The organism is Pedobacter sp. AC212, assembly GCF_979258625.1.
The window spans coordinates 4,967,527-4,993,545 of the sequence record NZ_OZ409870.1 but is presented as its reverse complement, the minus strand read 5'-3'; the positions used below and the strand labels follow the sequence as shown (position 1 = coordinate 4,993,545).

Below are 26,019 nucleotides of genomic sequence, written 5' to 3'. Positions count from 1 at the left end.
ATCTGAAGCACAAATAAAGTTTTAACCAACTGATGTAAAATTAACACAAAGTTAATTAATACCGTTATGGTTTTCGGTATGAATTTTGTATTATTGTACAAATAGATAGGTTTTTTATCATGAGCAAAGAAATATTAGAGTTTTCTGTATTAGTAGATGAAAAGTTTGACCTAAAATTTAATTGGCTTGAAGGTTTCTGGGAAACTGCATTTAAAATTTTTGGGAAATAATTTTTCAAATCAAAATTTCTGAAGGAACTTTCCTGTTCAAATGGAATGTTAGACCCCTGTGTTTCGGTTTTTCTGCCTTTGACCTTTCTATCTTCAACCTTTAGCCTCTTTTTTCTATCTTTGCAAAATAATGAGTAGAAGAAAACCAGGTACGGTAACAATAGTTCCAAACGTACATATAATTGATATTGCTGAAGAAGGAAAAGGTGTAGGCAAAGCCGATGAGTTGGTTATATTTGTTGATAAAGCCGTTCCAGGCGATGTGGTTGACGTTCGTTTAACTAAAAAGAAAAAGAATTTTGCTGAAGCAGTGATCGATCAAATCCACGAGAAATCAGCATTGCGTACCGATCCTTTTTGTCCTCATTTTGGAACTTGCGGCGGTTGCAAATGGCAACACATGGGTTACGATTCGCAATTGAAGTTTAAGCAGAAAAATGTGGAAGCAGCTTTACAACGTTTGGGTAAAATAGATATTTCCAATGCTGAGCCTATTTTAGGTTCTGTTAAAAATAGATATTACCGGAATAAGTTAGAATTTACTTTTTCGAATAAACGTTGGTTAGAAAGAACCGATGTGGAGCGGGATGAAGATTTTGACATGAATGCACTGGGTTTTCACGTCCCTTTGCGGTTTGATAAAATTTTGGATATTCAACATTGTTATCTGCAAGATGAACCTTCTAATTCTATCAGAAATGCAGTACGTAAATTTGCTTTAGAAAATGAATTATCGTTTTACGATCTACGTAATCATGAAGGGGTTTTAAGAAATCTGATTATTCGTACTTCCACTACAGGAGAGGTGATGGTTGCAGTGGTGTTTGCTTATCCTGAAAAAGAGCAGGTTGATGGCTTAATGAACTTCTTGAAAACAGAATTTCCGCAGATTACTTCCCTGCTATATATCATCAACCAGAAGAAGAATGATACCATTTTTGATCAGGACGTTAATGTTTTTGCTGGTCGCGATCATATCTTCGAAGAGATGCCTTCTGGCTTGCCGGGAGAGGAAGCTATTCGCTTTAAAATTGGGGTGAAATCTTTTTACCAGACCAACTCGGAACAAGCTTTTGAATTGTATAAGATTACAAGAGATTTTGCAGGATTTAAAGGCGATGAACTGGTTTACGATTTATATACCGGAGCCGGAACCATTGCTAACTTCATTGCTAAGCATGTAAAGCAAGTGGTTGGTGTAGAATATGTGCCAACAGCTATTGAGGATGCTAAATTCAATGCGGAATTAAATGGTATTGATAATACCATTTTCTATGCTGGCGATATGAAAGACATTCTAACCTCAGAATTTATTTTGGCTCATGGTAAACCTGATGTCGTAATTACCGATCCGCCAAGGGCAGGTATGCATGCAGATGTGGTTCAGCGCTTGCTGGAAATGGAATCGGAAAAAATTGTATATGTAAGTTGCAATGCGGCAACCCAGGCCCGCGATTTAGAACTGTTAAGCGCTAAATATGACGTCGCCCGCATTAAACCAGTTGATATGTTTCCACATACGCAACACGTAGAAAATGTAGTTTTATTGAGGCTGAGAGATTGAGATTGAGATTGAGGTTGAGCACTTAACGTTGTCCTTAACCTTATCCTCAAAATTAACATTAAAATGGATAGAGAAGAATTATTAAGTGCAACACCAGAAGATAGCGGACAGCCGCAGAAAAAGCAGGAGAGTCCTCTGGTAAGTTTAGAAAAGGACCTTGAATTTTATGCTGATGCCATTAAAGAGGTTTCAATAGAAATTATGGTGGAAGGAATTTCTGCGCATCCAATTTTTATTGCACATCAACATGAGGTTAATATCGGTGAATTAATTCTGAATAAAGAAGAGTTGAATACCGATTGGACAATACAAGCCTCCACCTTGGAAGAATTTGTAGAAAAAGGGATCATTAAAAAAGATAAAAAAGAAGCTTTTTTAAAGGTTTACAAAAAGCCTGAAGATTTTATGTGTGTATTTGTAGTGGTGCCCGAAGGCGCTAATTTTATCTATTATCCTTATAACAAGAGATAGGGTTTAAGGATTACTATCGATACGTGAATTAAAATCTGTAAAATCAGTTTTGAAAAAAGCCGCTTTGCATCCACAAAGCGGCTAATTTTATCATTAACTAAACTAAGTTCTTAATTTACGTGGTGAACATCGCCACTTTTTGAGTTTGAAGTTTTCTTCAAAGAAGCATTACCTTTATAACTCACATCGCCACCGCCGCTGGCTGCAGCTTCTAATCCTTTATTTACATATAAATTTACGTCAGATCCGCCTGAAGCTTGTACTTTGGCGTAATCCGTAACAAATTCGTAAGCATCAATGTCGCTTCCACCGCTTGATTCAATGCTCATATTTTCAGCTTTTCCTTTTAAATCGATATCGCTACCACCGCTAGATTGGATGGTTAAATCTTTACAAACTACATTGAGCTTCAAATCTGATCCGCCAGAAGAGTGAATAGCCAACTTATCGGTTTTTAGCTGATTTTGAGTGAAAACATCAGATCCACCTGAAGCCGCTAAAGCGTTTAAAGTTTTATAATTTACATAAGCTTTAATTATTCGGTTTTTAAACATCCCACTCCAATTGATTCCATCCTTAAACTTGATAGAAATGTTACTGCCGTTTTGTTCAACAATAAGATTTTTCAAGGTTTCGGCATCCGATTTTATGGTCACTGCTTCACTACCGCCTTGGGTTAAATACAAATCTATACCGCTACTTACGCCGATACTGTTAAAGTTTTTTACGGGATAATTTTTTGACTCTTGTGCCTTTGCCGTATAGCTAATTACTATAATGAACAAAAAGGCAGATGATTTAAGGAATAACTTCATGGGTTTTGTTTTTGGTTATTGATTAGACGCATCCACATCCAAAACGTTGCAAGCAATCGAAATTATTTTTCAAATAGTTTGAATTTCAGCCTTAAAATCGTTCTTTTTGTATTCAACCTTTTTATACAATGGCATCGCAACTACTTATTCTTAATAAGAAACAAATCCAACAAAAGATAGATCGTATCGCTTACCAAATTTTAGAGGATAATTTGAACGAAAAAGAGATTGTACTGGCTGGAATTTGGGATCGTGGATATAAACTTGCACTTCGTTTAGAAAAGGTGTTGAAGAAAATATCTTCTTTTAAGCTTACTTTGTTACGTATTGATTTACAAAAAGAAAGCAGTAAGTTAATTGCCAGTACCGATTTAGATGAAAGCCATTGGAAAAATAAAGTGGTAATCATTGTTGATGATGTGCTCAATAGTGGTAAAACCCTAGCCTATGGCCTTGGTGTTTTCCTCAACACGCCACATAAAAAAATTCGTACGGTAGTGCTAGTAGATAGAAGTCATAAAATTTTCCCAATAGCCACTGATTTTGTTGGTTTAGAATTGGCTACAATTTTAAAAGAACATGTGGATGTGGTAATGGATGTAGAAGGCGAAGAGGATCGGGTTTATTTGAGCTAGGAGGTAAAAGGGAAAATTTTGAATGAGATAAGATATATTGTATTAATTGAAGTTAACCATTCGTATAATATGCCATTTCGACAGAAGTGGAGAAATCTTTGAACAGGACATCAAAAACTCTATATCCATTATACAAAAGGGGGCTATAATTCATCTATGCTATCGTCCTCGTTTGTAACGAGCATGCACGAGAATAGCGATTTTATCGCTTTTTAAATCAATTCAATTTTCACTAAACCTTTAATTCCAGCATAATCTTTAGCGCTACTATAAATGTATTGCTCAGGAAATTCAACAATACCAGCTTTAACAGGATTATCATGAATATAATGTAGTTTTTGAAAAGCATCGATTTCTTGTAAATCGATAGGGTGATTGTCGTCTTGCCAGATTTTGTGATTTTCTGCCCGATTGGTCTTTCTTGCTTCGAAACTAAATTTATCTAAAAGCCAATCTCTCCTACTTTCAGGTATCTCTTTAATTGTAACAGCCAATTGCTTCGAAGTGAATTTTTTAAAATCTCTCAGAAAATCAGACATTTTATTTGGCTCTTTACACCTTCCAATAAAGTGAATGTGATTCGTCATCAGAACCCAACCATTTAATATTAATCCTTTATTTTGGATACAGTGGTTTAATGAATCGACAATTATGTTTTTATATTCTGGTCTAGTAAATAAGTCTATCCAACCAACTATTGTACATGTTATAAAATAAGTCTGATTTTGATCGGTAATTATATATCTGCTTCCTCCCATAATCAAATAAGATTAAATCTTTTATTAAATTATATTCTCAACAAAGAAAATATTTGGGAGATTTATAGTGAATATAGCTATATTATACATAATTGCGATAATCGTACTCGTTTGTGGAGAGTATGAATGAGAATAGCGATTGTATCGCTAATATTTAATCGGTTTAAGCTATTACGCCACATTGCAAATGTGGGTCTCGCTAATCCTCGTTACAAACGAGGACTATAACAAGTCTATATGCTACACATTTGCAATTCACCTCAATTTTTTGCAACTTTCGTGCATGTATCAGCCCAAAAAGAATACAATCATCTTTAATTTTTTTTCCTGGTATATTCAATTCATCATCCGGAAAGATTTTGCCGCCTATAAACATGATGAAGCAGCGATAAATACAGCGTCTTCTATTCTTATTCTGAGTAATCATTTCAGTTGGTGGGATGGTTTTTTTATCTTTTATCTCAATAAGAAAGTTTTTAAGAAACAATTCCATGTTTTGGTTAATGCTGATAACTATAAAAAAGTTGGCTTTTTAAAATACCTCGGAGCCTTTGCGCCAGAAACGAGGGGTAAAGATGTATTAGCCACACTTGATTATGCTGGTAAACTGCTGGATGACCCACAAAATTTGGTTCTTATTTTTCCGCAGGGGAAATTACATTCGAATCATGAAAAAACTATAAAATTTGAAAAAGGAGTGATGCAGGTAATCAATGCCAGCAAAAAGAAGCTCAACGTTGTGTTCGCCGCAACTTTTATTGACTATTTTTCAAAACGAAAACCTTCTGCCTATACTTATTTGCAAAATTGGACTAACGAAGAGTACGTAAGCTTGCAATTATTAAAAAGCGAATACAATAAACATTACGATCAGTCGCTTGTTAAACAAACACAAATTACTGAATGACAATTTTTATTTACGCAGTTTTAATTTTCCTGGTGATTAGGTTTTCGGTAACAGTATTCAACTTTTTATCTAATCCAAAACTGCCACGAACAGTTAAGCATTATCACGATAAGGTTTCAATACTCATTCCTGCAAGAAATGAAGCTGAAAATATACTTGTTCTGCTAGAATCTATTCGTGACCAGGATTATAAAAATTATGAGGTAATTGTTCTTGATGATGATAGTGCCGACGATACCTACAACTTAGTCGAAAACTTCGCCAATAAGCATCACAATTTCAAGGTTGTTAAGGGTAAAGTGCTTCCAACGGGATGGCTGGGAAAAAATTACGCTTGCCATCAGTTGGCTGAATTAGCTACCGGAAAATACCTTTTTTTCCTCGATGCAGATGAATCAATAAAACGTGGATTGATCAACAGTTTAGTTGAACGAATGGAAGTTGGCCAGCTGGCATTGCTGAGTGTTTTTACCAATCAGGTAATGAAAACACTTGGCGAAAAACTAACCGTTCCATTAATGCATTTTATCCTGTTAAATTTACTTCCGCTGCGGCTGGTTAAGTTCTCTGCTAATCCGGCTTTTGCAGCGGCCAGTGGGCAATGCATGTTTTTCAATACTAAAAACTACCATGAAAACCAGTGGCATGAGCAGGTAAAGAAACAGGTAGTGGAAGATGTAGAGATTATAAAATTGGTGAAACAATCAAATTACGCCGCTGAAGCACTTTTAGGTAACCAGCTGATTTATTGCCGGATGTATAAAAACCTTGCTGAGTGCCTCTCAGGCTTTAGTAAAAATTTGCTTGCAGGTTTTGGTAATAACATTTTAATATTGCTAATTTACCAGCTTTTGGTGATTGTGGGGCCAATCATTTTGTTGTTTAACTTCAACTTTGATCTGCTTGCCTTACCAATAACATTAATCATTTTAAGTAGAATGATGATTTCTTATTTATCAGGACAAAACGTTTTAATAAATTTGATTTTACATCCTTTACAGATGTTATTCTTTTTAATAATATCATTAATCTCTATAAAAAAACATATTCTTAAACAAGGCACATGGAAGGGCAGAACGATCAAAGCGATTTAAAAATTAAAAGAATTGCAGTTGCTATAATTGTTATATTCCATTTGGTAGGGATGATTGGCTTTCTGATTCCAGCCACGCAACCCTATTTTACCCGATTAGTGCCCTTCCACTTGTTACTGATGTTTGCTGTGATTATTTTTTCTTACAATGCAGATGTAAAACGTTTATTGCTATTCGTTTCAGGCGTTTTCCTCAGTGGCTATTTAGTAGAAGTTTTAGGCGTACACACGGGTAAAATTTTCGGAAGCTATTATTATGGCGATACATTGGGTTATAAAATTGCAGCAGTTCCGCTATTGATGGGGGTTAACTGGGTGATTTTAATTTTCAGCATCGGCCAGATGATGAAAACCTTTAAAGTTAGAAATACCATTATCGCATCGTTACTGGGTGCTGTGGCGCTGGTAACACTCGATTATTTTATTGAACCCGTAGCCATGAAATTTGATTATTGGCATTGGGACCTCCACGAAATTCCGGGCCAGAATTTTGTGGCTTGGTTTATCGTTTCCGTGATATTGCTTAAGTTTTATTATGCCTTAGGTTTAAAACAACAGAAATACATTGGTGTTACTATGTTTGTTTCGCAGTTAATCTTTTTTGTTGTTTTATACATGACAACCGGAACAAATATTTTTGCTTAATTTTGCGAAGTTATTTAAGTAATTTTATATGATGGAAACACTAATCGTACAGCCTAAGAATAAAAAGCAGCTTTTGGCTATTGAGGCCGTGTTACAAGCATTGAATGTAACTTTTAAAAAAGAGAAAAGCTATAGCCCTGAATTTATAAGTGAAATAGCTAAAGGGGAAGAGGATATAAAAAATGGACGTCTAACCAGGATTAAGGATGTTCAAAATATATGGGGAAGTATCTTGTAGACATTACAGATCAAGCTAAAAAACAATTAGCTGAGATCCTTAAATCAGGAGATAAAGGTTCCATAAAAAAAATCCAGCAAATTTTTATAGAATTAAGTGTTCATCCAGGATCAGGTGTAGGTAAACCAGAAAAATTAAAATTTCAATTTTCTGGCTATTGGTCAAGACAAATAAATAAAAAAGATAGGTTAGTCTATAGAATCGATGAAGAGATTATTACTGTATTTGTAATTTCTGCTACTGGACATTACCACGATAAATAACTAATCCTGAGAAAAAAAATGAGCAATTTAAACTTACAAGTCAATATCGATAAATCATCAGGCTTTTGCTTCGGCGTAGTTTATGCGATAGAAATGGCAGAAGATATTTTAGAAAGTGAAGGCTATCTATATTGCCTAGGCGATATTGTCCATAACGACGAAGAAGTTGAAAGGTTAACCAAAAAAGGTTTGAAAATCATCGATCATGATGTTTTGAAAGACCTTAAAAATGAGAAAGTTTTAATCAGGGCGCATGGCGAGGCACCTTCAACTTACCAATTAGCCTTAGAAAACAACCTAACCCTTATCGATGCTTCTTGCCCAGTTGTATTAAAACTACAAAACAGGATTAAAAACTCTCATGATGATGAGGAGCAAGTTTTGATTTTTGGGAAACACGGTCATGCTGAAGTGATTGGTTTGCAAGGCCAAACAGACGGAAAAGCAATTGTTTTCCAGGATTTAGCAGAGCTAGATCAGGTAGAACTGCCTTCAAAATTTACCCTTTATAGCCAAACCACAAAGAGTACTGATAAGTTCTATCATATTAAAGATGAACTCATATCCAGAGGTTATGACGTTAAAGCAAATGACACCATTTGCAGACAAGTATCTAACCGTTACGAAGAATTGGAAAATTTTGTAAGAGATTATGATAAAATCGTTTTTGTTTCGGGTAAAAAATCATCCAACGGAAAGGTACTTTATGATGTTTGCAAAAAGTATAACGATAATTCCTATTTCGTTTCCAATGTAGAGGAGTTGGATCAAAACTGGTTTGCAGCAAATGATAAAGTGGGGATTTGTGGCGCTACATCAACTCCAATGTGGTTAATGGAAAAGGTGAAGGATGCGTTGGAGCAATACTAATCCAAATTTTTAGATAACCTTTTTGAATGTTAACTGTTTAAATATTATTGCAGTTCAGCTATAAATCATACTAAAGGTGTCCCAATGGGAAAAAATCAAAGCTCATTTCTTGGTGTAATAGTAGCTTCTATCGTAATCTTATGCTGGTTTCTTTCACTATATTTTCTCTTGAGATGGGATTTTGCTTGGAATAATCCATTAGTTTACCTGATGATTTTTGTGCAAATGCACTTGTACACCGGTTTGTTTATCACCGCTCATGATGCAATGCATGGCACTATTTCCTCAAATAAAAGCATCAATAATTTTTTTGGCTATTTATCGGTATTTCTTTACGCAGGTTTTTTCTACAATAAACTTTATTCGAAACACCATAATCATCATAATCACGTTCACACGGCCAATGATCCTGATTTTGCACCTCATGGTTTTTGGCGATGGTATTTTAGCTTCATGATGAACTACGTTACCATTATTCAGTTGGTAATCATGGCGGTCGCTTTTAATGTTCTTCAAATCTGGGTGAAACAAGAAAATTTGCTGCTTTTTTGGGTGCTACCCTCATTGCTCAGTACGTTTCAGCTTTTCTATTTCGGCACTTATGTGCCTCACCGGGGCGAACATGACAACGAGTATCATGCATCAACCTTGCAGAAAAACCATTTTATAGCTTTTATTACTTGCTATTTTTTTGGTTACCATTTAGAACATCATCAAAAGCCGCATATGCCTTGGTGGCAATTGTATAAAACTAAATAGATTAAAAAGGGTTTTTACCAAATCTTGATACTTACTACACCAAATTTGACGCTAAAAAAGCGATATTTGCGGCACAAAACATATTCTAGAATTAAATGAGCAAGAAGGGAATTTTACTGGTAAATTTAGGAACACCCGATAGTCCACAAACTGCAGATGTGAGAAAATATCTCGATCAGTTTTTGATGGACGAAAGGGTAATCGATATTCCTAAATTAAACAGAACATTATTGGTGAAAGGCATTATTGTTCCGTTCCGAAGCCCTAAAACAGCCAAATTATACAAAGAAATATGGAATGAAAATGGCTCGCCACTATTGTATTATAGTCGCTTGCAGGCAAAAATGTTGCAAGTAAGATTAGGTGATGATTATCATGTGGAGTTGGCTATGCGTTACCAAAGTCCTTCCATAGCTTTGGCGTTGGCTAACTTAAAAGCAGGTTTGGTAGAAAGCATCCAAGTGATCCCAATGTTTCCTCAATATGCTTCGGCGAGTTCTGGTTCCGTTATCCAATTGGTGATGGAGCTGGTAAGCAAGTGGCAAACAGTACCGCCAATATCTTTTGTTAACTCCTTTCATGATAATGAGTTAATGATTAAACTGTTCGCAGAAAATGCCCGCAAGCATGGGGTAGAAAATTATGATCATGTTTTATTTAGTTTTCATGGATTACCAGAAAGGCAATTGCTTAAATGTGATCATACCGGAAGCTATTGCTTAAAGACTGCTGATTGCTGCCAGACATTAAACGATACAAATAAATTTTGTTACTCAGCTCAAGGTCATGATACCGCTCGACTAATTGCGGCCGAATTGAACTTACCAAAAGAAAAATATACTGTTTGTTTTCAATCTCGTTTAGGTAAAGAACCTTGGGTGCAACCTTACACAACCGATGTTTTAAAGAAATTAGCCGCTGAGGGGAAAAAACGTTTACTTGTTTTTAGTCCTGCTTTTGTAGCTGATTGCTTAGAAACACTATACGAAATTACAGTAGAATACCATGAAGAATTTAGAGCTTTAGGTGGCGAACACGTTCAGTTGGTAGAAAGTTTAAATGATAGTCCGGTATTTATCGAGGCACTTGCCGGGATGGTTAAATAAATTAAAGAATGGCAAGATTTATCATTTTAATGGGGGTTTCTGGTAGTGGCAAAACGGTTATTGGTAAGTCCCTTGCCCCAAACCTCAACGCTGAATTTATTGACGGTGATAATTTGCATACGCAACGAAATGTAGATAAAATGGCTGCCGGCATTCCGCTTACTGATGAAGATCGGTTGGATTGGTTAAATCTTATCGCAAAGGTTGGTCATGATCATGCTGAACATGGAACCACCTGCATTATTGCGTGCTCAGCATTGAAACGTAAATACCGTGATATTTTAAGAGCGACCAATCCGAAAATGGGTTTCATTTATTTAAAGGGAAGTTATGAGCTAATTTTTGATCGGATTTCAAAACGCTCTCACCAATATATGCCAAGTAGTCTATTGCAAAGCCAGTTTGATACTTTGGAAGAACCGCAAGCCGATGAAAAGGATGTGTTTATTGTATCTATAGACCAGGAAGTTTCAGAAATTGTGGATGATGTTGTTAAGGCTGGTTTGGTTAAATAATCATTGAAATAATCTTATCCGTTGCCCCCTTTTGGTCATCTACATATTTTTTAGCAGCAATCGGAGCAATTTCGTTTGCTGCGAACGATTCAAATGCAGTTAGTAACTCATCACCAGAAGAAATACTTTTTGCCGCACCTATTACAATCAAATCTTTAGCTTCCTGGAATTTATCGTACTTCGGGCCAAAAATTACAGGTAAACCGAATGCCGCAGCTTCAAGCGTATTATGTATTCCCGCTCCAAAACCACCACCAATATAAGCCAATTTCCCGTATTGATACAAAGAAGAAAGCATACCAATGTTGTCTACAATGAGCGTTTGGTATTCGGCGTTTGGCGTTTGATTATTAGAATTGAGAACTGAAAACCGCACACTGCCAAGAGGAAATTGCTTTTCTATACTTTCAATATGGCTTTCATGAATTTCATGTGGTGCAATAATAAATTTCCAATCAGGATATTTCTTAGGCAAAGCCGATAAAAATTTTTCGTCTTCCGGCCAGGTACTTCCACAAATTAATGTCGGTGAATTACCGATAAAATCTTCTACTTCTGTAAGCTTTCTAGGGGATTTAGCGTTTTCATAAACCCGATCAAAACGGGTGTCGCCGCTAACTACCGCGTTAACCAATCCAATTGAGCTCAGGAGCTTTTTACTTTCCTCGTTCTGAACAAAGAAATAGGAAACTGCTTTTAAAATCTGGCGATAAAAACTTCCATACCATTTGAAAAAAACTTGGTTTGGTCTAAAAATTCCTGAAATCACATAGAGTGGAATGTTGCGGTTATTTAATTCTTTGAAATAAAAATGCCAGAATTCATACTTAGTGAAGATAGCCATCTCCGGATTAATCAAGTCCAGAAATCGCTTGGCGTTATGAGCAGTATCGATAGGAAGGTAAAAAACATCTGCAAGCGCATAGTTTTTTCTAATCTCATATCCCGAAGGAGAAAAAAACGTTACTAAAATCTTTTTTGCTGGAAAAAGGACCTTAAGTTTTTCTAATACTGGCCTTCCTTGTTCAAATTCTCCCAATGAAGCGAAGTGAAGCCAAACATGTTTTTCTCCAGCATCCACCTTTTGCTTTATTTCATTAAAAAGGTTTTTACGGCCCTTTATAAATAATTTCGCTTTGCTATTAAACAGCGAAAAAATCAAAATAATCACATGGTAAACTCTAATTCCTAATATGTAAAGCAAAAGCATTGTTGTAAATTCCTATCTTCGTGGCCAAGATAAAACGAATATATTTAAAAAGCTTAAAAATATATGAAGATAGCCGTTATTGGTACCGGATATGTAGGATTGGTTACCGGAACATGTTTAGCCGAGACAGGAAACGATGTGATTTGTGTGGATATAAATGAGGATAAAGTTCTGAAAATGCAGAACGGCGAGGTTCCCATTTACGAACCTGGTTTAGATTTATTATTCCATAGAAACATAGAACAAGGTCGGCTAACCTTTACCACAATTTTGGCCGATGCAATAAAGGATGCTCAAATTATTTTCATGGCTTTGCCAACGCCTCCGGGTGGAGATGGGGCTGCAGATTTATCTTATATTTTAGGTGCAGCAAAAGACATTTCAAAGCTAATCACAGAGTACAAAATCATTGTCAACAAATCTACCGTTCCGGTAGGGACGGCCGATAAAGTAAAAGCGGTTTTCACGGAGAATACTAGTATTGAGGTTGATGTGGTTTCGAACCCAGAATTTTTAAGAGAGGGTGTTGCTGTTGATGATTTCATGAAGCCAGACCGTGTGGTGCTTGGTACCAGAAGTGAGAAAGCAAAAAAAATAATGGCCGAACTTTATGGTCCTTATGTTCGCCAGGGAAACCCCATTCTTTTTATGGATGAGCGTTCTTCTGAATTAACAAAATATGCTGCAAATTCTTTTTTAGCCACTAAAATCACCTTCATGAACGAAATTGCAAATCTCTGCGAGTTAGTAGGTGCTGATGTTGATGCCGTTAGAAAAGGAATCGGTTCTGATGACCGGATTGGAAAGCGCTTTTTATTTCCAGGTGTAGGTTATGGTGGCTCTTGTTTCCCAAAAGATGTCCAGGCGCTGGTTAAATCTTCGGATGATTACAAATATGATTTCCAGATTTTAAAATCGGTGATGGAGGTTAATGAACGACAGAAAACCATCTTAGTTGATAAGGTGTTAAAATATTACAAAAACGATATTAAAGGCAAGCATTTTGCTCTTTGGGGTCTGGCTTTTAAACCAGAAACGGATGATATCCGCGAAGCGCCGGCTTTATATATTATTGATTCACTGGTTGCCAACGGTGCAACTGTAACGGTTTTCGATCCGGAAGCAATGGGGAATGTAAAAAATACCATAGGTGATAAAGTGAATTATGCTAAAAACCAATATGAAGCCTTAGAAAATGCAGATGCATTGCTTATTGCTACAGAATGGTCGGTTTTTAGAAATCCTGATTTCGATAAAATTGATGAAGCCTTAAAAAGTAAAGTAGTTTTTGATGGTCGCAATTTATACGATTTGCAAAAAATGATCGATCTTGGTTACTATTATAACAGCATAGGAAGAAAGCTAATAGATTAACATGGGCAAAAAGAAGATTTTAATCACCGGCGCAGCAGGTTTTTTAGGCTCGCATTTATGCGATAGGTTTATAAAAGAAGATTTCCATGTGATCGGGATGGATAATTTGATTACCGGAGATCTGGCAAATATAGAACATCTGTTCAAGCTGGAAAATTTTGAATTTTACAATCACGATGTATCCAAATTTGTGCACATTCCTGGCAAGCTTGATTATATTTTACATTTTGCTTCGCCAGCTAGCCCGATTGATTACTTAAAAATCCCCATTCAAACGTTGAAGGTTGGTTCATTGGGAACGCACAATTTATTAGGCTTGGCCAGAAACAAAAGTGCCCGAATGCTTATTGCTTCAACTTCCGAAGTTTATGGTGATCCAAGTGTAAACCCACAGCCCGAAGAATATTGGGGAAATGTAAACCCGGTAGGTCCTCGTGGGGTTTACGATGAAGCAAAGCGTTTTCAGGAAGCCATCACCATGGCTTACCATACTTTCCATGGCGTAGAAACCAGAATCGTAAGGATATTTAATACTTACGGACCAAGAATGCGACTAAATGATGGTCGGGTTTTACCAGCATTTATTGGTCAGGCATTACGGGGCGAAGATTTAACTGTCTTCGGTGATGGTAGTCAAACCCGTTCTTTTTGTTATGTTGATGACTTAATAGAAGGGATTTACCGCCTGTTGATGAGCGATTATGCCCAACCAATGAATATCGGTAATCCAGATGAAATTACCATCAAACAGTTCTGCGAAGAGATTATCAAGCTTACAGGAACATCACAAAAAATAGTTTATAAGGAGCTTCCTCAGGACGATCCAAAGCAAAGAAGACCTGATATCACCAAAGCAAGAGAAATTTTAGGATGGGAGCCAAAAGTAGGACGTGCAGAAGGACTAAAAATTACCTACGAATATTTTAAATCATTGCCTCCAGAGGCTTTAGCGAAAATAGATCATAAAGATTTTACCACATTTAACCGTTAAAAATGTCAAAGATATTAGTTACCGGCGGAACAGGATATATTGGTTCGCACACCGTAGTAGAGTTGCATAATGCAGGTTATGAAGTGATTATCGTTGATAATCTTTCGAACTCGAACATTAAAATTTTAACCCAATTGCATGCCATTACTGGTAAGTGGTTTGAGTTTGTAGAAATTGATCTTCAGGATGATAAAGCTGTACAGGATTTCGCGGAAAATAATACCGATATCACAGGCATTATCCACTTCGCGGCTTCAAAAGCAGTTGGAGAATCGGTAGAAAAACCTTTAAAATATTATAAAAATAATTTTTATGGGCTAATCAACCTCCTTGTATCATTCAATAAAAAAATTGATTTTGTATTTTCATCATCTTGTACGGTTTACGGTCAGCCAGATAGCCTACCAGTAACTGAAGCTGCTGAGGTTAAAAAAGCAGAGTCGCCATATGGAAATACGAAGCAAATTGCCGAAGAAATTTTAGCCGAAACGGCTGCGGTTACTCCAGATTTAAATGTAATTGCTTTGCGTTATTTCAATCCGGTTGGCGCACATGAAACTGCATTGATAGGAGAATTGCCAAATGGTGTTCCGGCAAATTTGGTTCCTTTCATCACACAATCGGCTATTGGTAAACGTGGTCCGATTACAGTATATGGCGATGACTATGAAACACCTGATGGTTCTGCCATTCGCGATTACATTCACGTGGTAGATTTAGCCAAAGCTCACGTTGCTGCCATAAAACGTCTCGAAGATGGTAAAGCAAACTCAAATTATGAGGTTTTCAATATCGGAACGGGTAAAGGATCATCAGTTTTGGAAATTATTTCAGCCTTTGAAAATGTTACCAGAGAAAAACTTAATTACAAAATCGGACCAAGAAGAGCTGGTGATATTGTACAGATTTTTGGCGATGTGCAAAAATCAAATAATGAATTAGGCTGGAAAGCAAATCTTGATATCAATGAAATGATGCGTTCGGCTTGGGAGTGGGAAAAATACATCAAGGCTAACCCTTTTTAAATGAAATTATCAGAGCACAAAGATCTAAAAACGGCAATTACAGATTTGCCTATCAAAGAAAAAGATAAGCTCTTATTGCGTTTAATAGCCAAAGATAAAGTGCTCACAGAACATCTTCACTACAAACTTTTAGAAAGTGAAAGTGATCTGGAAGATCGCAAAGAAAAAATAAAAACCGATGTGAGCGAACAAGTTTCTGAACTTAGAAAACTCAATGCAAAAGAGGCTTTAGTTAAAGTGAGAAAAATGATCACATCGGTTAACCATTTTTATAAGGTTACAAAAGATCCTATCGGAGAAGTAGAACTGAAGCTCTTCATTCTAAATGTCGTTCCTTTCGATTACCGAAAATCTATTTTTGGCTATCGCGATTATATGATTTTGTTTTCATCGTTTTACATTAAAACAGTTGCAATAACCATTAATAAGTACAAGAAACTGCATGAAGATTTGCAGTTTGATTTAAGCGAAAGCTTAAATAATTTGCTCGATAAAATCTATTCTTCTAAATTAGCAGCGGCAGCCGAAGCATCAAATTTGCCAAAAGAATTAAGTTAAAGTCATGATCTATCGCTATGTTCGGATTGTTTAAGAAGAAAAAAATAGTTCCCGAATTTAACTTTTCAAATATTGGAACTGATATGCATTCTCATATTATTCCTGGGATAGATGATGGTGCACAAACCATAAATGATTCGATTCTACTGGCTAAAAAGTTCAAATCATTGGGATTTAAAAAACTAATTGCCACCCCACATATCATGGCCGATTATTTTCGCAATACGCCTGATACCATTAATCGCAGTTTAGATATTTTAAGGAAAGGTTTACAAGAAATTCAGCTTGATTTGGAGGTTGACGCCGCCGCCGAATATTATCTAGATGAAACATTAGAGAAGAAAGTTAAGCAAAAAGAAGTGCTCACTTTTGGTAGCAATTACTTGCTCTTTGAACTTTCTTATATCAATGCGCCTCAAAATTTATTCGACACGATAAAAATGATGCAAGATGCAGGTTATAAACCGGTGCTTGCTCATCCCGAACGCTATCCATACTACTACGGCAGTTTAGAAAATTATAGCCAGATCAAAGAAACTGGTTGTTTGTTGCAAGTGAATTCAATTGCCTTAACAGGATATTATGGCTCCGGTGCCAAAAAAGTTGCTGAAGAAATGGCCGAAAACCATTTGGTTGATTTTATTGGAAGCGACATGCACCACTTAAAACATGCAGCTGCGCTGGAAGATAGCTTGACTACTCCAATAATGCAGCGCCTACTAAGCCAGCATCAGCTAAATAATGTGTTGATTTAATCAGCCAGTTTGCGAAATTGGGGCTTATTCATATCTTAAAGCCTCAACAGGATCTAATTTCGAGGCTTTTTTTGCTGGATAGTATCCGGAAACGATTCCTACCAACACACAAAGGGCAAAGCCTCCGATAATGAAAAACCATGGAATAATGAAGGCACCGCCCATGGCTAATGATATCACATTTCCTAAAACAATGCCTAAAAATATACCTAATACCCCGCCCATTAGGCAAATTACCACAGCCTCAATTAGAAATTGTCTGCGAATAACCTGAGGATTAGCACCAATGGCTTTTCTGATTCCGATTTCACGTGTACGCTCAGTAACACTTACCAGCATAATATTCATCAAACCAATAGAAGCGCCCAGTAAAGTAATAATACCGATCGCTACGCCGCCAACGGCAACAAAAGCCAGGTTTTCGAATAAGGTTTGCGCAATGGCATCGCTCTTGGTAATTTCAAAATTATTGCCCTCGCCAATTTTTACTTTACGGATATTTCTAAATAACGCTGTCGATTCGCCAATTACATTTTCCTGATCATTATTATCAGATACCATTACAGTGATGGTGTAAGATGGATTAGCGTTGGCATTAATCTGTTTGGCTTTTAACAAAGGAACATATACTGCCCTATCTCCGCTAAACCCCATACTAGAACCTTTTTTTGCCAACACGCCGATAATTTTAAAACGATTGTTTCCAACGTTGATCAACTTATCCATCGGATCAGAATCCTTAAAAAGTCGTTCTACAACTTCTCCTCCAACAATACACACATTGCTTCCCATGGCAACTTCAGAAAGTCCGAAGTTTCTACCTTCTGATAAACTCAAGCCTTGCGAAGCTAATCCATTCTCATCTATACCCTGAACGTTAATGTTAGGATTTGTTTTTAATGTACCATACTTTACGGTAGAACCACCGCTGGCAAAAACACTAACGGCAACCGTAGCCGGGGCATTTAAGCCATTTTTAAATTTAACGGCATCTTCATAACGGATAGATTTAAAAGGTTTTGGTCTTTTTCCGTTTCCAATTCTAATTCCTGTTCCGCGGTTTCTAATTGTAAATGAGTTGGCACCCATGCTACTAAAAGCATCAGTCATACTTTTCTTTACAGCATCAAGAGTGGTTAAAATACCTACCAGAGCCATTAAACCTATGGCAATAATTAGGGCAGTAAGCATGGTGCGTAAGCGATTGCCCTTGATAGATTCTAATGCCAGTCTGATGTTTTCTCTGTAGTTCATTTAGTATTGCGATAAGCGTTTGGCGGACAAAGCCTGTAAAAATAAAAAAAGTCCCGATGTTTAGACAAAGGGACCGCACTATATGTTACAATAATATTTTATTTATGCCGAGAAACTCGTTCCGCAACCGCAAGTGCTTGTAGCATTCGGGTTAACGAATGTAAAACCGCGAGAGTTTAAACCATCTTGCCAGTCAATCATCATACCCATCAGGTACATTTGATGTGCTTTGTTCATAAAAACCTTAATGCCATCAATAAAAAATTCCTGATCGCCTTCTTTTTTCTGGTCGAAGCCTAAAACGTAGTTCATTCCAGCGCAGCCACCACCTTCAACGCCTACACGTAAACCATAATCCTCACTAATCTCCTGCTGATCTTTTAATTTATATAACTCTTTTGCTGCACCTTCCGAAAAAGTAACTGGTGCAAATGATGTATCAACTGTTGTGCTCATGTTATTTAAATTTTATCTGTTACAAATATAAATAATAATGCACATTTTTGCTTTTAACGGTGGGTTAATATTACCGTATTTAAACAATAGTATGAATATTCAACAGATTTTAACAGATATAGTTATTCTATTTGCAGGTATCTTTTTAGCCTTGATGGCGGTTTATTATATTTTAAAGAACGATATACAACGTTTTTTCAACTTAAAAAATATTGAACTTAATAAGGAAAGTAGAGCACATTTATTACCGTTGCGCTTACAGGCACACGAACGATTGATCATTTTTACTGATCGCATCAATCCTGCTAATTTGTTAGTACGCCTCCATCAACAAGGGATAGGCATTGGAACATTACAAGCCGGAATTTTAAATGAGGTGCGGTCCGAATATCAACATAACATTACGCAACAGCTCTATGTAGATAGCGTAACCTGGAATGTGGTACGAAAACTTAAGGATGATACCATCGCTATGATTAATAATGCTGTGCAAGGATTACCTGCTGATGCAAATGGTATTGAATTAAGTAAAGCGATTTTACAACACATGGCCAGTATTGATGAAAATCCTTATGATTTGACTATAGAGTTGATCAAAAAAGATATTCAGAAGCTATTCTAAATTGATAATAAGCGATTGGCTTTAAAGTTGATCAATTTAAAAAGAAGTATTAATTGATTTAGTGATATTACAAGTAGCGATCAGTTCACAAATCGACAAGGCCTATTGAACTAACCAAATATGAGCGATAACAAACATACTACCACTTCGGGCATCGAAATTAAAGAGATTTATACTTCGGCAAAGCCGATGGAAGAAAAAGCTGGTGAATTTCCTTTTACCCGAGGAATTCAGAAAGATATGTATCGCGGAAGGTTATGGACCATGCGTCAATATGCGGGGTTTTCTACCGCAGAAGAATCAAATAAACGTTACCATTATTTATTGGCCCAGGGAACTACCGGATTGTCGGTAGCATTCGATTTACCTACGCAAATCGGCTACGATTCTGATCATGAAATGTCAGATGGAGAAGTTGGAAAAGTAGGTGTGGCCATCGATTCGTTAAAAGATATAGAGATTCTTTTCGATGGTATTGAATTGAAAAACATTACCACTTCGATGACGATCAATGCGACGGCATCAATTTTATTGGCCATGTACATTGCATTAGCTAAAAAACAGGGAGCAGATTTGAAACAGATATCGGGTACCATCCAAAACGATATTTTAAAAGAATACGCCGCAAGAGGAACGTATATCTATCCTCCAAAACCATCAATGAGGTTAATTACCGATATTTTTGAGTTTTGCAGTAAAGAAGTACCAAAATGGAATACCATTTCTATCTCTGGTTACCATATCCGCGAAGCGGGATCTTCTGCGGTGCAAGAGCTGGCATTTACTCTGGCTAACGGAAAAACCTATTTGAAAGCTGCGATAGATAAGGGTTTGGATATTAATGTATTTGCAAAACGTTTGTCGTTTTTCTTTAATTGCCATAATAACTTCTTTGAAGAGATTGCCAAGTTTAGGGCAGCCCGAAGAATGTGGGCAAAGATAACGAAAGACCTGGGTGCTACTGATGAAAAGGCTCAAATGTTGCGTTTTCATACTCAAACGGGTGGCTCAACGCTAACTGCGCAGCAGCCACTCAACAATGTAATCAGGGTAACCAACCAAGCCATGGCTGCGGTATTAGGCGGAACGCAGTCGCTCCATACCAATGGCTATGATGAAGCGCTTTCCTTACCCACCGAAGCTGCGGCAAAAATCGCTTTGCGTACACAGCAAATTATAGCATTTGAAAGTGGCGTAACCGATACAGTCGACCCTTTAGCGGGCTCATTCTTTATCGAAAATCTAACTGATGAAGTTGAAGCCGCGGCCTGGGCTTATATTGATAAGATCGATGCGATGGGAGGTTCGGTAAATGCCATAGAAAGTGATTACATGCAAAATGAGATTGCCAGTGCATCTTATCAATATCAAAAAGAAATTGAAACAGGTGAGCGGATTTCGGTGGGCGTAAACAAATTTACCCAACAAGAGGAGGGTTTAACAGAGGTTTTTAATATCGATGATTCTATCCGCGTGTTGCAAACCGAAAAACTTCACCGCTTAAAAAGCGAACGTAACAACGTTGAAGTAATGGAAGCACTCAATGCATTGGAGAAAGCAGCAATCGGTACTAAAAATTTGATGCCGCTGATTATTGATGCCGTAGAGAAATATGCAACACTAGGCGAAATTGCCAACGTATTGCGTAAAGTATTTGGAGAGTATTAACAACTGATACTTCATTTTTAGCCTAGAGCTTTTCATATAATAAGCGCTTCCAGTCCAGTCGTATGTTTTCTGTTATAAAGTTATTAGGCTACAAGCACAACGACATATTCTAAAACTAAACTGGCTCAGACATTAAATATAAATCTAGTCTACTCAGGATGTAAAAAGGGGAAATCTTACCACAATGTATCCCGTTTCAACGGGAAAATTTTAACACCATTTTATCTGCTTTAAAGTAATTGCTTTGATAGTCAGTTCTTTGGTTTTTCCAAAACAAAAACTCTAACAAATACCCCAACAAAATGGTGTAGTGGCTTGGATTTTGCTTCTGTGAGGGAGATTCAAATAAGGTTCGGATATTGGCGTTAAATGAAGGGAAATGTGGAAAACCGGTGTTAATAAATAGTTATCAACACAAAAAATTGAGGTTAAGCAAGCTACCATATTCCTTATCAGTACGTTACGATTTATTTGAGATTTTTGTTTAAAATGTTGATAATTTTCTCAATATTCGTAGTCCCGAAACGGACCATCCTTTTAATTCGAATCGGTACTGTAAACCAATAAATTATAAAAATCGCAATGGAAAAAACTTGTACAGAAGTGTGGAAGAACTGTCTTCAAATTATTAAGGATAACATCCCGAACCAAAGTTTCAAAACCTGGTTCGAGCCTATCACAGCCCTTAAATTGGAAGGTAAGGTTTTAACCATACAAGTACCAAGTTTGTTCTTTTACGAATGGCTTGAAGAACATTATGTAGGCTTACTACGTAAAACAGTAAAAAAACAACTTGGAGAGGATGGCCGGTTGGAATATAATATCGTTGTTGATAAATCATCGAACAGTGGTAGTCCATATACCACAAACATGCCATCAAATGGAAATGGGGCAGAGGCAAAAGTGCAATCGATGCCAATCCCAGTTTCAATAAATAAGGACATCAAAAACCCTTTCATCATCCCTGGATTAAAAAAATTAAATGTTGATCCACAATTAAATTCCAATTATACTTTTGAAAATTATATAGAGGGCGATTGCAACCGTTTAGCTCGCTCTGCAGGATATGCCGTAGCGGCAAAACCAGGTGGAACTTCATTCAACCCATTGATGATTTATGGTGGGGTTGGTTTGGGTAAAACTCACTTAGCGCAAGCAATTGGTAATGAAATTAAACGCAGCATGCCAGATAAACTGGTGATTTATGTGAGCTGTGAGAAATTTTGCCAGCAGTTTGTAGATTCATTAAAGAACAATACTATTAACGATTTTGTGAATTTCTATCAGGCAATGGATGTAATCATCATGGATGATGTACACAATTTTGCCGGTAAGGAGAAGACTCAAGATATTTTCTTCCATATTTTTAATCATCTGCACCAATCTGGTAAGCAAGTGATCTTAACTTCAGATAAAGCACCAAAAGATTTAGCTGGCTTGGAAGAACGCCTTTTAAGTCGTTTCAAATGGGGTCTATCTGCCGATTTGCAAATCCCTGATTTGGAAACGCGTATTGCCATCTTAAGAAAGAAAATGTATGCAGATGGAATTGAATTGCCTGGTGAGGTAGTTGAATACGTTGCGCATAACATTGATAATAATGTTCGTGAGCTGGAAGGTGCTATGGTTTCTTTACTTGCCCAAGCAACGTTGAATAAGAAAGAGATCGATTTAGCGTTAGCTAAACAAATGTTGAAGAACTTTATTAAAAATACATCGAAAGAAATTTCAATGGAATATATCCAGAAATTGGTTTGCGAATATTTTGAGGTTCCGGTTGATATGGTAAAGTCGCAAACCCGGAAACGGGAAATTGTACAGGCCCGCCAAATTTCAATGTATCTTTCAAAGAGCCATACCAAATCATCACTAAAAACTATTGGTGCTTTCTTTGGTGGCCGCGATCATAGTACGGTAATTTATGCTTGCCAAACGGTAGAAGATTTAATCGATACGGATAAGAAATTTAAAGCTTATGTTCATGATATCCAAAAGAAATTGAAAATGAGCTAATCAGGTTTTAAGGAAGATGATTTATTAAATATATTTGATAGCTATTATCACAAAAAAGGTCCTGATTTGAATTCAAATCAGGACCTTTTTTTGTACTCGTCGAGTGCTACGTTCCCAAATAGGGCAAGGGTGAAAAGAGTTTTATACTTCTTTCATGTCCTCTAGCGCAGCTAAACCATAATGCAATGCGGCCACGTGTATACATTGGGCAATCTTATTTTCTTTAAGTAATAGTTTTACTTCATCAATGGTATATTCTTCAACGCTTAGAATTTCGTGTTCATCTAAATGTTGTTCATGCGTTTTAATCCCGCCTGTTAATACATAAGTAAATGTTCTGTTGTTTGCTGTAGCCGGATTGGGATAGAGCTCGGCAACCAGTTTGCAAGTTTTGAAGGTGTAACCAGTTTCTTCCAATAACTCCCGCTTTACACCTGCCTCCGGACCTTCATCTCCATCTATTACACCGCCAGGAACTTCCAAAGAAACGATATCAGCAGCATGGCGGTATTGCCGAACCAATATCATTTTGCCTTCTTCCGTTAAGGCGATCGCAGTGGCCCAATCAGGATATTCGAGTACGAAATAATCATCTTTAACAGTCCCGTTAGGAAGCATCACTTCGTCTACTCTTAGCGTAGCCCACTTTTCTTTCACTAAATATTTAGAAGCAAGCTTTCGCCACTTTTCAATTTTGGTCATATTTCTTAATCTGAAATCGTAAATTAAATATATTGCTGAATCGTTTTCTGTCGATGCAGATTAACCAAATGTACAACCTTATGTTTATCTGATAAATAATTATAGATCATATTTAGTTTAGGGGCGATTAGCTTGTTTCGTTCAGCGCTTACCCCCAGTTCATAGTATAAAAATTCACTTAGCGAATCAAGCTTCTCGGGAGACAGATTTGCAGATTCAAGCCAGGTTTTGAAAATAGCTAGATCGGTATCTTCTAAGCTTGCGGGTGCTAAAGTGAAACTTTTTTCCATTGTTTCGTCAAACATTGCCTGAGCATCTCGAAGTTTACCTTCTAGTTTCAGCCCCATAATCCGGGCTAAAACTTCAGCAAGCTTTTGGATCTCCGCGGTGATTAAGTCTTTTCTATACATTTAGTTTTAATGTTTTTTGCTTCAAAGTAAATAGGCGCTATTAACAAATAGTTAGGTGAGTATTCCAAACCTATTACCTATTACCTATTACTTATAACTCGGTTCTACCAGCTGCCACTTGATCCGCCACCGCCAAAACTTCCACCGCCGAAGCCACCAAATCCACCGCCACCTCCAGAAGAACCTCCTCCAAAGCCACCGCTACCCCAGCTGCTTCCGCTACCGCGGCCACTTCCACTTCCGAAAAGCATAGCCCAAAAAAGCGCATTTGAAGCACCACGGCCACCAATAATTTCGCTGCCGCCTCCTCCACCACCTTTACGCATGATGATAATCACTACAATAACAATAATGATAATTACAGCAATACTACCAACGCCGCCTTTTTTTGAGGCATTCGATGTTCGAGGTTTATCATTCTTATATTCGCCTTTAGTATACTTAATTATTTCTGTGGTTGCCTGGTCTAATCCCGTATAGTAATCACCGGTTCTAAAATTTGGCTTAATATCTTCATCTATAATTCGCTTTGCGTAAACATCAGGTAAAGCACCTTCTACGCCGTAGCCAGTTTGAATAGAGATTTTCCGATCTCCAACCGCCACTACAATCATGATTCCGTTATTTTTACCTCCCTGGCCCACGCCCCATTTTCTACCGAGTTCTACAGCATATTCGTTAATATCATAATCCCCAACCGATTTCAATACCGCAATCGCTATTTGCGTGGAGGAAGAATCATCAAATGCTACAAGCTTTTTCTCGAGGGATGCTCTTTGTTCAATAGAAAGCACACCTGCATAATCATTAACCAGAGTAGATGGTTTTTCGGGAAAATCTTGGCCAAAGCCAATGCTTGCCGTGAAGATAAATAAGAATAAAAGGAATATTTTTCTCATCTCTTATTTATTTTTTTTGTCGTCCATGTAAACAATATCATTTGGCAATTCATTTATATCTCCATTTTGAGGAGGAAAAAATAATGCTAGTTTTTCTCCAGCCAAAGCTACTCCTGCAATTATTCCATCGGCTAAATCGCCTTTGGCAAAATGGGCAGTCATGGCAATTTTAGTAGTTTCCCAGAAATTTTCCGGTACCAGAGTATTAATCCCTGAGTCACCGATGATGGCAAATTTATGATCAACATGCGCCAGGTAAATCAAAACGCCATTTCTTCGCGATGTTTTATCCATATCCAAGTCAGAGAAATACTGTGTAGCTCTGGTAAAAGGATCATCGGGGCAGTGCTTTTCTATCGCAATCCTGATTTCACCCGTGGTTGCTTTTTCGGCATCGGTAATGGCCTTTGCAATTTTGTCTTGTTCCAACTCTGAAAATAACGACATGTCTTTAGTTTTAGAAGTAAAAAAGGGTAATACATGTTAAAACAGTTAAACACGTATTACCCCGAAATGTTATCGTTCAATAGTTAGAATTCTACCTTTGGTGCATCTTTTGCAGTGGCATCCGCTTCAAAATAACCTTTAGGTTTAAATCCAAACATCCCTGCTGTTAAATTAGTAGGAAAAGATCTGATCTTACCATTATATTGCTGAACAGCATCATTAAAATCTTTACGTGCTACAGTAATCCTGTTTTCGGTACTTTCCAATTGGGCAGATAGATCACTAAACTGCTGGGTAGCCCTAAGTTCTGGATAGTTTTCCGTGATGGATAGTAACTTACCCAAAGCCTGACTTAACTGGCCTTGTGCGGCTTGATATTTTTGAATATTTTCAGGAGTCAAATCATCTGCTTTAACAGTCATCTGAGTTGCCTTTGCTCTTGCTTCGGTAACTGCCGTCAATGTTCCCTGTTCAAATTTTGCTGCACCTTTAACAGTCGCTACCAGGTTCGGAATCAAATCCGCTCTTCTTTGATATTGTGTTTGTACCGTTCCCCATTTCGATTTCACATTCTCGTCCAGGCTCACCATACTATTGTATCCGCATGAGCTTAAAGTGCTTACCGCAATTACAGCAGCAATAATTCCAAATACTAATTTTTTCATATTTATGTTTTTTGTCTTTGTTCCAATTAAATTTTATTCAATTTACAAATTAGATATCAAATTGTATGCCTTTGTTACAAACTGTCATAATAACAGCTTTT

31 protein-coding genes are annotated in these 26,019 nt (G+C 37.0%); 21 read left to right on the top strand and 10 right to left on the bottom strand.

Features of this window, described 5'->3' with window-relative positions:
- Window positions 1-119: 119 nt before the first annotated feature.
- The 3 genes from ACZZZC_RS21510 to ACZZZC_RS21500 all read left to right on the top strand — a co-directional run bounded on the left by ACZZZC_RS21510 (window position 120) and on the right by ACZZZC_RS21500 (window position 2,265).
- On the top strand, window positions 120-230 hold the full coding sequence (locus ACZZZC_RS21510; protein WP_056851986.1) for a hypothetical protein: 111 nt from the start codon (window positions 120-122) through the stop codon (window positions 228-230).
- A gap of 130 nt (window positions 231-360) precedes the next feature.
- The gene (gene rlmD, locus ACZZZC_RS21505; protein ID WP_463483940.1) at window positions 361-1,794 is read left to right on the top strand and encodes a 23S rRNA (uracil(1939)-C(5))-methyltransferase RlmD; all 1,434 of its coding nucleotides are present in this window, start codon (window positions 361-363) and stop codon (window positions 1,792-1,794) included.
- A 63-nt stretch (window positions 1,795-1,857) separates the two neighbouring features.
- On the top strand, window positions 1,858-2,265 hold the full coding sequence (locus ACZZZC_RS21500) for a hypothetical protein (RefSeq protein ID WP_463483939.1): 408 nt from the start codon (window positions 1,858-1,860) through the stop codon (window positions 2,263-2,265).
- Window positions 2,266-2,375: 110 nt separating this feature from the next.
- Here ACZZZC_RS21500 and ACZZZC_RS21495 read toward each other — a convergent pair whose 3' ends face one another.
- Entirely contained in the window at window positions 2,376-3,080 is a 705-nt protein-coding gene (locus ACZZZC_RS21495; protein ID WP_463483938.1) for a head GIN domain-containing protein, read from the bottom strand.
- Between the two features lie 128 nt (window positions 3,081-3,208).
- Between ACZZZC_RS21495 and ACZZZC_RS21490 the strand changes: the two genes are divergently transcribed.
- On the top strand, window positions 3,209-3,715 hold the full coding sequence (locus ACZZZC_RS21490; RefSeq protein WP_056851990.1) for a phosphoribosyltransferase family protein: 507 nt from the start codon (window positions 3,209-3,211) through the stop codon (window positions 3,713-3,715).
- Between the two features lie 212 nt (window positions 3,716-3,927).
- Here the strand turns inward: ACZZZC_RS21490 and ACZZZC_RS21485 are convergent, their stop codons facing one another.
- Entirely contained in the window at window positions 3,928-4,473 is a 546-nt protein-coding gene (locus tag ACZZZC_RS21485) for an REP-associated tyrosine transposase (protein ID WP_463483937.1), read from the bottom strand.
- Window positions 4,474-4,756: 283 nt separating this feature from the next.
- Here ACZZZC_RS21485 and ACZZZC_RS21480 point away from each other — a divergent pair, with 283 nt between their 5' ends.
- The 9 genes from ACZZZC_RS21480 (at window position 4,757) to ACZZZC_RS21440 (ending at window position 10,869) form a co-directional block, all read left to right on the top strand.
- Window positions 4,757-5,380: a 1-acyl-sn-glycerol-3-phosphate acyltransferase gene (locus tag ACZZZC_RS21480; RefSeq protein WP_463483936.1), complete on the top strand. Its 624-nt coding sequence runs from the start codon at window positions 4,757-4,759 to the stop codon at window positions 5,378-5,380.
- A complete protein-coding gene (locus tag ACZZZC_RS21475) occupies window positions 5,377-6,474 on the top strand; it encodes a glycosyltransferase (protein WP_463483935.1) in 1,098 nt (365 codons plus the stop codon). Before ACZZZC_RS21480 ends, ACZZZC_RS21475 begins: the two co-directional genes overlap by 4 nt.
- A complete protein-coding gene (locus ACZZZC_RS21470; protein WP_463483934.1) occupies window positions 6,444-7,118 on the top strand; it encodes a carotenoid biosynthesis protein in 675 nt (224 codons plus the stop codon). The genes ACZZZC_RS21475 and ACZZZC_RS21470 overlap by 31 nt, the downstream gene beginning before the upstream one ends.
- 28 nt (window positions 7,119-7,146) lie before the next feature.
- Window positions 7,147-7,356 carry a DUF2683 family protein gene (locus ACZZZC_RS21465; RefSeq protein ID WP_463483933.1) on the top strand — a complete coding sequence of 70 codons (210 nt, stop codon included), beginning with the start codon at window positions 7,147-7,149 and terminating at the stop codon, window positions 7,354-7,356.
- Window positions 7,338-7,619, top strand: a complete 282-nt coding sequence (locus ACZZZC_RS21460) for a Txe/YoeB family addiction module toxin (RefSeq protein WP_463483932.1) — start codon at window positions 7,338-7,340, stop codon at window positions 7,617-7,619. Before ACZZZC_RS21465 ends, ACZZZC_RS21460 begins: the two co-directional genes overlap by 19 nt.
- 18 nt (window positions 7,620-7,637) lie before the next feature.
- Window positions 7,638-8,489 (top strand): 4-hydroxy-3-methylbut-2-enyl diphosphate reductase, encoded by an 852-nt coding sequence (locus tag ACZZZC_RS21455; RefSeq protein ID WP_463483931.1) that lies wholly within the window; start codon window positions 7,638-7,640, stop codon window positions 8,487-8,489.
- An 84-nt stretch (window positions 8,490-8,573) separates the two neighbouring features.
- On the top strand, window positions 8,574-9,248 hold the full coding sequence (locus tag ACZZZC_RS21450; protein WP_463483930.1) for a fatty acid desaturase: 675 nt from the start codon (window positions 8,574-8,576) through the stop codon (window positions 9,246-9,248).
- Between the two features lie 95 nt (window positions 9,249-9,343).
- Window positions 9,344-10,354: a ferrochelatase gene (gene hemH / locus ACZZZC_RS21445; RefSeq protein ID WP_463483929.1), complete on the top strand. Its 1,011-nt coding sequence runs from the start codon at window positions 9,344-9,346 to the stop codon at window positions 10,352-10,354.
- An 8-nt stretch (window positions 10,355-10,362) separates the two neighbouring features.
- Window positions 10,363-10,869 (top strand): gluconokinase, encoded by a 507-nt coding sequence (locus ACZZZC_RS21440; protein WP_463483928.1) that lies wholly within the window; start codon window positions 10,363-10,365, stop codon window positions 10,867-10,869.
- On the opposite strand, the gene ACZZZC_RS21435 is transcribed toward ACZZZC_RS21440, so the two are convergent.
- Entirely contained in the window at window positions 10,862-12,079 is a 1,218-nt protein-coding gene (locus tag ACZZZC_RS21435) for a 3-deoxy-D-manno-octulosonic acid transferase (protein WP_463483927.1), read from the bottom strand. The two genes, ACZZZC_RS21440 and ACZZZC_RS21435, sit on opposite strands and share 8 nt — an antisense overlap.
- Before the next feature lie 63 nt (window positions 12,080-12,142).
- Between ACZZZC_RS21435 and ACZZZC_RS21430 the strand changes: the two genes are divergently transcribed.
- From ACZZZC_RS21430 to ACZZZC_RS21410, 5 genes are all read left to right on the top strand, one after another.
- Window positions 12,143-13,453, top strand: coding sequence for a UDP-glucose dehydrogenase family protein (locus ACZZZC_RS21430; protein WP_463483926.1), 1,311 nt, complete (start codon window positions 12,143-12,145; stop codon window positions 13,451-13,453).
- A gap of 1 nt (window position 13,454) precedes the next feature.
- Window positions 13,455-14,444, top strand: coding sequence for a UDP-glucuronic acid decarboxylase family protein (locus ACZZZC_RS21425; protein ID WP_463483925.1), 990 nt, complete (start codon window positions 13,455-13,457; stop codon window positions 14,442-14,444).
- A 2-nt stretch (window positions 14,445-14,446) separates the two neighbouring features.
- On the top strand, window positions 14,447-15,469 hold the full coding sequence (galE, locus tag ACZZZC_RS21420) for a UDP-glucose 4-epimerase GalE (RefSeq protein ID WP_463483924.1): 1,023 nt from the start codon (window positions 14,447-14,449) through the stop codon (window positions 15,467-15,469).
- On the top strand, window positions 15,470-16,027 hold the full coding sequence (locus ACZZZC_RS21415; protein ID WP_463483923.1) for a hypothetical protein: 558 nt from the start codon (window positions 15,470-15,472) through the stop codon (window positions 16,025-16,027). It abuts the gene before it with no gap.
- 83 nt (window positions 16,028-16,110) lie between these two features.
- Window positions 16,111-16,782, top strand: coding sequence for a tyrosine-protein phosphatase (locus ACZZZC_RS21410; RefSeq protein WP_463483922.1), 672 nt, complete (start codon window positions 16,111-16,113; stop codon window positions 16,780-16,782).
- 24 nt (window positions 16,783-16,806) lie between these two features.
- Here the strand turns inward: ACZZZC_RS21410 and ACZZZC_RS21405 are convergent, their stop codons facing one another.
- Together ACZZZC_RS21405 and ACZZZC_RS21400 are read right to left on the bottom strand one after the other, a co-directional pair.
- On the bottom strand, window positions 16,807-18,036 hold the full coding sequence (locus tag ACZZZC_RS21405; RefSeq protein ID WP_056852004.1) for an ABC transporter permease: 1,230 nt from the start codon (window positions 18,034-18,036) through the stop codon (window positions 16,807-16,809).
- 102 nt (window positions 18,037-18,138) lie between these two features.
- Complete coding sequence (locus ACZZZC_RS21400; RefSeq protein WP_010601380.1) at window positions 18,139-18,492, bottom strand: HesB/IscA family protein; 354 nt, start codon at window positions 18,490-18,492, stop codon at window positions 18,139-18,141.
- A gap of 91 nt (window positions 18,493-18,583) precedes the next feature.
- Between ACZZZC_RS21400 and ACZZZC_RS21395 the strand changes: the two genes are divergently transcribed.
- From ACZZZC_RS21395 to dnaA, 3 genes are all read left to right on the top strand, one after another.
- On the top strand, window positions 18,584-19,114 hold the full coding sequence (locus ACZZZC_RS21395) for a DUF7935 family protein (protein ID WP_056852025.1): 531 nt from the start codon (window positions 18,584-18,586) through the stop codon (window positions 19,112-19,114).
- A 120-nt stretch (window positions 19,115-19,234) separates the two neighbouring features.
- Entirely contained in the window at window positions 19,235-20,782 is a 1,548-nt protein-coding gene (locus ACZZZC_RS21390; RefSeq protein WP_463483920.1) for an acyl-CoA mutase large subunit family protein, read from the top strand.
- A gap of 582 nt (window positions 20,783-21,364) precedes the next feature.
- Entirely contained in the window at window positions 21,365-22,795 is a 1,431-nt protein-coding gene (gene dnaA, locus ACZZZC_RS21385) for a chromosomal replication initiator protein DnaA (RefSeq protein ID WP_056852006.1), read from the top strand.
- A 141-nt stretch (window positions 22,796-22,936) separates the two neighbouring features.
- On the opposite strand, the gene ACZZZC_RS21380 is transcribed toward dnaA, so the two are convergent.
- From ACZZZC_RS21380 to ACZZZC_RS21360, 5 genes are all read right to left on the bottom strand, one after another.
- Complete coding sequence (locus ACZZZC_RS21380) at window positions 22,937-23,497, bottom strand: NUDIX hydrolase (protein WP_463488092.1); 561 nt, start codon at window positions 23,495-23,497, stop codon at window positions 22,937-22,939.
- A gap of 23 nt (window positions 23,498-23,520) precedes the next feature.
- Window positions 23,521-23,907 carry a hypothetical protein gene (locus ACZZZC_RS21375; RefSeq protein WP_463483918.1) on the bottom strand — a complete coding sequence of 129 codons (387 nt, stop codon included), beginning with the start codon at window positions 23,905-23,907 and terminating at the stop codon, window positions 23,521-23,523.
- Between the two features lie 104 nt (window positions 23,908-24,011).
- Entirely contained in the window at window positions 24,012-24,806 is a 795-nt protein-coding gene (locus ACZZZC_RS21370) for a TPM domain-containing protein (protein WP_463483917.1), read from the bottom strand.
- 3 nt (window positions 24,807-24,809) lie between these two features.
- Window positions 24,810-25,253, bottom strand: a complete 444-nt coding sequence (locus ACZZZC_RS21365) for a TPM domain-containing protein (protein WP_463483916.1) — start codon at window positions 25,251-25,253, stop codon at window positions 24,810-24,812.
- 83 nt (window positions 25,254-25,336) lie between these two features.
- Window positions 25,337-25,918, bottom strand: a complete 582-nt coding sequence (locus ACZZZC_RS21360) for a LemA family protein (RefSeq protein ID WP_056852010.1) — start codon at window positions 25,916-25,918, stop codon at window positions 25,337-25,339.
- Between the last annotated feature and the right edge of the window lie 101 nt (window positions 25,919-26,019).